This is a genomic window from Variovorax sp. 20P10.2.4 (assembly GCF_058244205.1).
The window spans coordinates 1-2,702 of record NZ_JBZAYE010000834.1 but is presented as its reverse complement, the minus strand read 5'-3'; the positions used below and the strand labels follow the sequence as shown (position 1 = coordinate 2,702).

The 2,702-nt window shown below is 68.6% G+C and carries 2 protein-coding genes; both read left to right on the top strand.

Features of this window, described 5'->3' with window-relative positions; all coding sequences use genetic code 11:
* A partial coding sequence (locus AC27VN_RS38275) for a TonB-dependent siderophore receptor (protein WP_490880036.1) occupies nt 1-2,054 on the top strand: 2,054 nt, incomplete at its 5' end.
* A 101-nt stretch (nt 2,055-2,155) separates the two neighbouring features.
* On the top strand, nt 2,156-2,659 hold the full coding sequence (locus AC27VN_RS38270; protein ID WP_490880037.1) for a sigma-70 family RNA polymerase sigma factor: 504 nt from the start codon (nt 2,156-2,158) through the stop codon (nt 2,657-2,659).
* The last annotated feature ends 43 nt before the right edge of the window (nt 2,660-2,702 follow it).

The window sequence follows — 2,702 nt, the reverse complement described above, 5'->3', positions numbered from 1 at the left end:
CGGCGGCCCCGGTGCGCAGCGCCACCAGCGAGGGCACGCGCTCCTATGCCGCGCCGCTGCTGACGATCGGCAAGGGCGAGCAGGCGGCGAAGGACATCCCGCAGTCGGTCAGCGTGCTCACGCGCCAGCGGCTCGACGACCAGGGCCTCGTCGACCTGCGCGACGCGGCCAATGCCGTCACCGGCGTGGTCGGCGTGAAGGGCGTGGGACCGGGCATGGTGCTGTCGTCGCGCGGCTTCCAGATCGACGCCTGGCAGTACGACGGCGTGCCGGTGCCGCGCAACTGGTATTCGCTGGGCAACTGGGCCACCGAGGCGCTGGTGTTCCACGACCGCCTCGAGGTGCTGCGCGGCGCGGCGGGCCTGCTGCAGGGCACGGGCAGCCCGGGCGGCGCCGTCAACCTGGTGCGCAAGCGCGGCCAGGCCGAGAAGACGCTGGTGCTGACCGGCAAGGCGGGCAGCTGGAACCACTACGGCGCGCAGCTCGACGCAGGCGGGCCGCTCAATGCCGAGGGCACGCTGCGCGGGCGCGTGGTGATCGACGAGGACCGCAGCCACTCGTTCACCGATTTCGTCTGGAGCCGCACGCGCTCGCTCTATGGCGCGATCGACTACGACCTGTCGCCGGACACCACCCTCGGCCTGGGCATCAGCCAGATGAAGGGCAGCGGCCGCCCCATGCTGCGCGGCTTTCCGCGCTATCCCGACGGCAGCGACATCGGGCTGCCGCGCTCGGTGTACACGGGCGCCTGGTGGAACCGCCACGACAGCGAGCAGACCACGCTCTATGCCGACCTGGAGCATCGCTTCAACGCAAACTGGAAGCTCAAGGCCTCGGCGCTGCGCATGAACGAGCGCAATGCCTCGCAGCACCAGCGCATGCACGGCAACGTTCAGCCCGACGGCAGCGGGCTGAGCTTCGCCGACTGGGACAACCTGTTCGATTCGAAGAAGGCCGGGCTCGACGTCTACGTGCGCGGCCGCTTCGAGGCACTGTCGCTGGAGCATGACCTGACGGTCGGCGCGAACTACGCCAAGTACACCTCGAAGGACCGCTTCGGCCGCCGCTTCACGAACGGCGGCAACATCTTCGCGCCCGACCACTACCGGCCGGCGCAGAACTACGAGACCATCCTCGCGGCGGGCGGCACCAAGAGCCACACCGAGTACGACATCAGCCAGTCGGGCCTGTACGGCAGCTGGCGCGTGAAGCTCGCGGAGCCGCTGACGGCGATCCTCGGCGCACGCGCGAGCTGGTACGACTACCTCTATGCCGACCGCACCCGCGACACCCGCAGCACCGTGAGTACCAACACGAAGATCACGCCCTACGTCGGCCTGGTGTTCGCGCTCGACCGGCAGTGGTCGGCCTACGGCAGCGTCACCGAGGTGTTCGAGCCGCAGTCCGAGCGCGCGCTGAACAACGAGCCGCTCAAGCCGATCACCGGCCGCAACTACGAGCTGGGCCTGAAGGGCGAGCTGATGGACGGCCGGCTCAATGCCTCGCTGGCCGTGTTCCGCTACGACCACCGCAACCGCGCCGTGACCGATTACGACAACGGCTATGCCTGCGACGACTGGTACTGCTACAAGTCCTCGGGCAAGGTGCGCAGCGAAGGCTTCGAGGCCGAGCTCAGCGGCGAGATCGCGCCGCGGCTGCAGCTCACGGCCGGCTACACCTACAACACGACCAAGTTCCTTGAGGACCCCGACAACCAGGGCCAGGTCTTCAGCCAGTGGACGCCGCGCCACATGCTGCGCGTGTGGAGCGACTACCAGCTGCCGGGCGCATGGAGCCGGCTCAGCGTGGGTGGCGGTTTCACGGTGCAGAGCAGCACGCTGGGCTACGACCGCTCGTTCAAGGTGCCGGGCTTCATGGTCTGGAGCGCGCGCGTGGCCTACCAGGCGACGCCCGAGCTGAGCCTGGCGCTCAACGTCTACAACGTGTTCGACAAGCGCTACTACATCCCGGCCTTCAACGAGGCCAACGGCAACAACAACTATGGCGACCCGCGCAACGTGATGTTCACGGTGAAGTACACGCCCAAGCTCTGAGCCGGCGGCGGAGGGCGAGGGCGCAGGCATCCGTCTAAAATGAGAACAATTCTTATTTGTGCGCGGCAGCCCGGCCGCCAACGCCGTTCGCCGTGTCCGCCATTCCCGCCGCCGAAGCCGACTTCCAGCAAGTCCACACCCTCTACAGCGACCACCACGGCTGGCTTCAGTCGTGGCTGCGCAGGAAGCTCGGCAATTCCTTCGACGCGGCCGACCTGGCGCAGGACACCTTCGCGCGGCTGCTGACCGCGCGCAACCCCGAGGCGATCGCGCAGCCGCGCGCCTACCTCACGAGCGTGGCCAAGAACATCCTGGTGAACTGGTACCAGCGCCAGGCGCTCGAGCGTGCCTACCTCGAGGCGCTGGCCGTGATGCCCGAGCCCGAGGCACCGTCGCCCGAGCAGCGGCTGATCATCCTGCAGACCCTGCACGAGATCGACGCCATGCTCGACAGCCTCAAGCCGGCCGCGCGGCGCGCCTTCCTGCTGTCGCAGATCGAGGGCCTGAAGTACGAGCACATCGCGCGCGAACTCGGCGTGTCGCTGGTCACGGTCAAGCGCTACATGCAGCAGGGCTTCCGCGGCTGCCTGGCGCTGATGGCGTGAGCGCGCTGCCGTCCTCCACCGCCGACGCGCCATCGGCGGCGCT